The 5138-nt window shown below is 71.2% G+C and carries 3 protein-coding genes; 2 read left to right on the forward strand and 1 reads right to left on the reverse strand.

The features are described from left to right. On the reverse strand, window positions 1–1379 hold a 1379-nt coding region (locus WA805_RS19440), incomplete at its 3' end, for a hypothetical protein (RefSeq protein ID WP_425243040.1). A 437-nt stretch (window positions 1380–1816) separates the two neighbouring features. Between WA805_RS19440 and WA805_RS19445 the strand changes: the two genes are divergently transcribed. Both WA805_RS19445 and WA805_RS19450 read left to right on the forward strand, forming a co-directional pair. Beyond that, window positions 1817–3916: a SpoIIE family protein phosphatase gene (locus WA805_RS19445; RefSeq protein ID WP_422280600.1), complete on the forward strand. Its 2100-nt coding sequence runs from the start codon at window positions 1817–1819 to the stop codon at window positions 3914–3916. Between the two features lie 215 nt (window positions 3917–4131). Next, the coding region (locus WA805_RS19450; RefSeq protein WP_425243041.1) for a sigma-70 family RNA polymerase sigma factor at window positions 4132–5138 on the forward strand (1007 nt) is incomplete at its 3' end.

Consider the following 5138-nt stretch of genomic DNA (forward strand, 5'->3'; position numbering starts at 1 on the left):
GCGATCGCCAGGTGCCGGTCGATGTGCCGGCCGACACCGGCCGCGCTCGGGCTGCCGGTCCTCGTGTCATGGTCGGCGGCGAGCAGCAGCCGCCGGTCGGCCGGGTTGGCCGGGTCGAGCTTCGACAGGTCGACGCCGCCGTGCTTGCCCTCGAGCACAGGGAAGGCGAAGGCGCGGCGCGGCAGCGCCTCCAGGTCGGAGTCGGGCAGCAGCCTGGCGACCAGCTTCTCGTCCAGGCCGAACTCGGCGGGGTCCCGGTAGATCCGGGAGAACGTGCTCATCGAGTCGAAGACGGTGTCCAGGGTCTGCCCGATGGCCCCCTCGGTCAGGCCGCGCTTGTGCCCGGCCCAGCGGACCCATGCGGCGAGCACGTGCGGCATCGCGTCCTGGTCGGCCGCGCAGAGCATCACCCGCCGCGGCAGCCAGCTGAGCATGAAGTTCTGCACCTTGACCGGGCTCATCCGCAGCGGCCGCCCGCTGTCCTGGTCACACCCGTAGTCGATGATGCGGTCGACGACGCGGCTGGCGGCCTGTCTGTCCGAGAGGTCTTCGGCTTCGTCGGAGGCGAGGAATTCCGCGGCGATCAGCGCCCGCCGCTCCCTGGACCACGGCCGCCTGCCGCGCTGCCCGCGGCCCGCGGCCGGGGGCAGCGCGCGGATGCGCGCCCTGATGAACGCGTGGTACGAGGCGAACGACTCGCTGACCGGCGGGTCCTCGGCCGCGTCCGTCGCGTCGAGCGCGGCCCGCAGCACCCTCCTCGCGTGCGGCGGATCGATCTGCTTGAACGCGTCCGCTGGCTTGCCCTCGGCCGCCTGGCGGCAGTGCTCGAGCAGCTTGTCCACGCGCGAGGTGACCCAGCCGTCCCTGATCATGCCCTCGGTGTTGTAGTCGACGAGCGACACCAGCGCGTGCGGCTCCTCGCCCGCGTAGCTGAACACGCAGATGATCTCGTCCTGGTCGCCCCACTCGTCCGAGTTGACGTAGCACTCGGCGGGCGTGACCGCGCCGAGGTGGTCGGCCCACGCCGGCGCCCGTACCCCGCTGTCGATCATCCGGATCGCCGCCTGCTCGGCGGCGACGGCCTGCCGGGGCGTGCCGAGGCAGGCGACACCGGACAGCAGCGCGAGGGCCGCGGGGGACGACTGGCCGGCGGCGTACTCGACCAGGCCCTCGCCGACGACCTGCTCGACGCCGGCCCCGCCCGCGGTGTGATGCCGCTGCGGCCACCAGGTGCCGAGGAGCTCGCTGACCATGAGCTCCGCGTCCAGCGGGCTGCGCACCGCCAGCAGTTCGCGCGCCGCGTGCAGGAGTTCGCGGAACAGCGCGTTGGGGGGCGCGCCGCCGCCTGCTGGGCTGCGACGTCGGCTCTGCGGGCTCACCCTGATAGCCTCTCAGATCGGGACAAGTGAACGCTACGCTCCGTCCGCGACCCCTCGGTGGCAGCCGGCAGGTGAGAGCGCATCATCCGCTGTAGGAGAATTTACCCATGCTGCCATCATTGTGCCGGGCGATGGCCTCGATACCCGTCCGTGTCGCGCGATCCGGGCCGCTGCGGCCGGAGTCGACGCCAATTGAACTGGCTTACCTGCCGTTAGCTGGCAGCATGGGTTGCAGGATTATGGCACGCTTATATTCTGAACGGCCGCTGCGCGGTGACGACCGCGCTGCCGGCGGGCCGCCGCCGAGCGCCAGGCGGGTGGCGTTCATGCCGGTAGGTTGGACGCAGGAAGGAGCCGCCAGTGGCAGGCGCCTGCACGGAAGGGTGGGGTGCTCTCCGATGAGCGCCGACACATCCGTGCCAAAGCACCAGGAGGCCGTGGAGTTGGACGATTTCGAGTCCTGGCTTCCTGACGCCATGCTCCGGGACGCGCCCGCTGGAGTGGCCTTCCTCGGCACGGACCTGCGCTTCGGCTGGGTCAACGCCGCGCTGGCCCGGCTGTTCGGCCACGACCAGGCGGAATTCCCTGGCCGGCCGATGGCCGAGGTGTGGCCGGCGAAGGACACCGCTAAGGCGGAGGCGGCGCTGCGGCAGGTGCTCGCCGAGGACCGGCCGGCCACCGAGGCGTCCGAGGATCCTGCGTCGAACCGCGTTTATCACTGGTTCCCCGTGCACGGGCCGGACGGCGCGCAGATCGGCGCCGGCCTCATCGTCGTGGCCGAGGCTGTAGCGGCCGCCCCGGCGAACGGCACCGTGACCGACAGCGCGACAGGGCTCTCGTCGGAGGCCGCGCTGCGGCGCAGCGAGGAGCGGTACCGGGCGCTGGCGCAGGGCGGTGCCCAGGTGGTCTGGGTCGCCTCGCCGGACGGCGTAATGCTCGAGGACTCGCCGGAATGGCGGTGGATCACCGGGCAGACCGAGGAGGAGTTCCTCGACGGCGGCTGGCTGGACTCGATCCACCCGGAAGACAGGGACCGGGTCCAGCGCGACTGGCGGGAATCCCTGCGCTCAGGGCGGATCTTCGACGACCGGTTCAGGATGCGCACCAAGGCCGGGGCGTACCGGCACTATGACGTGCGCGCCGTGCCGATCGAGCGGGACGGGAAGATTGCCGAGTGGGTCGGCGCTTGTACCGACGTGACTAGCCAGCGCGAGGCTGAGGAAATGCGCGGCAGGCTGACCGAGCAGCTGTCGGCGGCCGCGCTGCGGACCGCCCGGCTGCAGCAGGCGACATCGATGCTCGCCGAGGCGCTGGACGTCGAGCAGGTGGTGCAGGTCATCACCGAGGTCGGCAGGACCGCGATCGGGGCGCTGCGCTCGGCGGTGGCCCTGTTGGACGAGGAGAGGCTGCGGCTGCGGGTAGTCAACCCCGACGGCCTCGCGCCCGTCGGGCCCGACTCGGCCGACGCGCGGCTGACCCTGGACACGCCGAGCGTGATGACCCGCGCGATCGCGACGCGGCGCCCGGTGCTCATCCCCAGCCCCGAGGAGCTGCGCAGGCAGTTCGAGCCTGACCTGGCGGAGGGGGCCGGGAGCGACGCGATCGAGGACACTGGCGACGAGCGGTCCTGGGTCGGGCTGCCGCTGCTCGCGGCGGGCGCACCGCTCGGCGCGCTGCGCTTCTCGTTCAACCGGCCGCGACGGATCACCGAGGAGGAGCGGGTCTTCCTCGAGGCGCTGGCCGGCCAGTGCGCGCTCGCCGTGGAGCGGGCCGAGATGTACGAGCGGGAGCACAACGCGGCGGTGACGCTGCAGCGCAGCCTGCTTCCCGACAAGCTGCCCGACGTGCCAGGCCTCGCGCTCGACGCGCGGTACCTGCCGGTGACCAGGAACATGGAGATCGGCGGGGACTGGTACGACGTGTTCTGGCTGCCGGACCGGCGGCTGGCCGTGACCGTCGGCGACGTCATGGGCAAGGGGCTGCAGGCCGCGGCCGGCATGGGCCGGGTGCGGAACGCGCTGCGCGCCCTCGCGCTGACCGACCCGCGCCCGGCGGCCGTGCTGTCGGGGCTTGACCGGCTGTTCAGCGCCACCGAGCTCGAAGAGCAGGTCACCACCGTTTCCTACCTGGTGATCGACCCGGAGACCGGCGAGGGCCAGGCGGGGAACGCGGGCCACCTGCCCACTCTGCTGCTCACCCCCGGCGCCCTTCCCGTGCTCGACCAGGCCGAGGCGGGCACGCCGCTTGGCTGGCCGAGTCCCCGCAGGCAGCACGCGTTCCGGCTGCCGCCTGGCAGCACCGCGGTGTTCTACTCCGACGGGCTCGTGGAGAACCGGGTGCGCGGCCTCGACGCCGGGCTGGATGAGCTGGTCAGCATCGCCGCGGGCGCTCCTGAGGACCTGCAGGATGCTCCCGGGCGTTTGCTCCAGTACCTGCTCGACCATATGCTCGCCGGTCATGAGCAAGACGACGACGTGACCGTCCTCGTCATGCACGTGCCAGGGCACGACAGTCCAGGGTACGACAGCGATGAGTGACGGTTCCGACGTGTACAAGGCACTCCCGGAGGCCACCTATGGTGGTGGAAGGAGGAGGCGGGCGGGTTGTCGAAGTCCTCAAGACACAAGTCTTCAAGACATGAGGGAAGTCCGCTTCCCGGCACGGTCCAAGCGTCAAGACCCTCGCGGGAGGGCCCGATTATCGCGATGCGTATGCAGCTCAGCCAAGCTACCCAGCGAAGGAAGAGGTGACCGTGGTGGTGGGCGCTGCCAACTCCGCGGCGCGCAAGCGCTCTAGGCCGTCCGGCTCAGCGGGCTCCGCGGGCCGGGATTCGCGGGTGGCCGAGCGGCCTGAGGGAATGGCCGATCCTTCGACTGAGGAGCAGGCGCCTGCTGCCGGGGCAGGGGCGCCAGGCCGCGGGGACGTCGCGGTCCAGGACCGTGAGGAGCTGGTGGTGGTCCCGTCCCCTGACCTTTCCGTCGAGCTGGCGGCCGTCGATCTCGACGACGCCGACGACCTTGAGGACGCCGCAGACCTCGAGGACTTCCCCGGCACCTTCGACGAAGAGGACCTTTCCGTCGAGCTGGCCGCGGACCTGGAGATCGCCGACTCGCCGGACGCCGACCTGGTCAGCGTCGTGGCCGATGTGGACGTCGATGTCGACGTCGACGCGGAGCCCGACCTGGCGGATGAGCCGGACACGGACGACGCTGAGGCTGGCGCCGGCCCCGCCGCGCAGCCCGTGAGCGCCGACGCCCCCGCGCAGCCGGAAGGCAAGGCGCCAGGCGAAGGCGGCGACGACGAGATCTTCGTTTTCGGCGACGACGATGACGACCTGCCTGCGGCCCAGGTGGCCGTCGCCGGCGCGACGGCGGACCCGGTCAAGGACTACCTCAAGCAGATCGGCAAGGTACCGCTGCTCAACGCCGAGCAGGAAGTCGAGCTCGCGAAGCGGATCGAGGCCGGGCTGTTCGCCGAGGAGAAGCTCGCAGAAGGCAGCCTGGGCCTCACCCCGGACCAGCGCATCGACCTGGAGTGGATCGCCGAAGACGGCCGCCGGGCCAAGAACCACCTGCTCGAGGCCAACCTCCGGCTGGTGGTCAGCCTCGCCAAGCGGTACACCGGACGCGGCATGCTGTTCCTCGACCTGATCCAGGAGGGCAACCTCGGCCTGATCAGGGCGGTAGAAAAGTTCGACTACACCAAGGGCTACAAGTTCTCCACGTACGCCACCTGGTGGATCCGGCAGGCGATCACCCG

Source organism: Trebonia sp., from assembly GCF_049794275.1.
In the GTDB taxonomy this organism is placed as follows: Bacteria; Actinomycetota; Actinomycetes; order Streptosporangiales; family Streptosporangiaceae; genus Trebonia.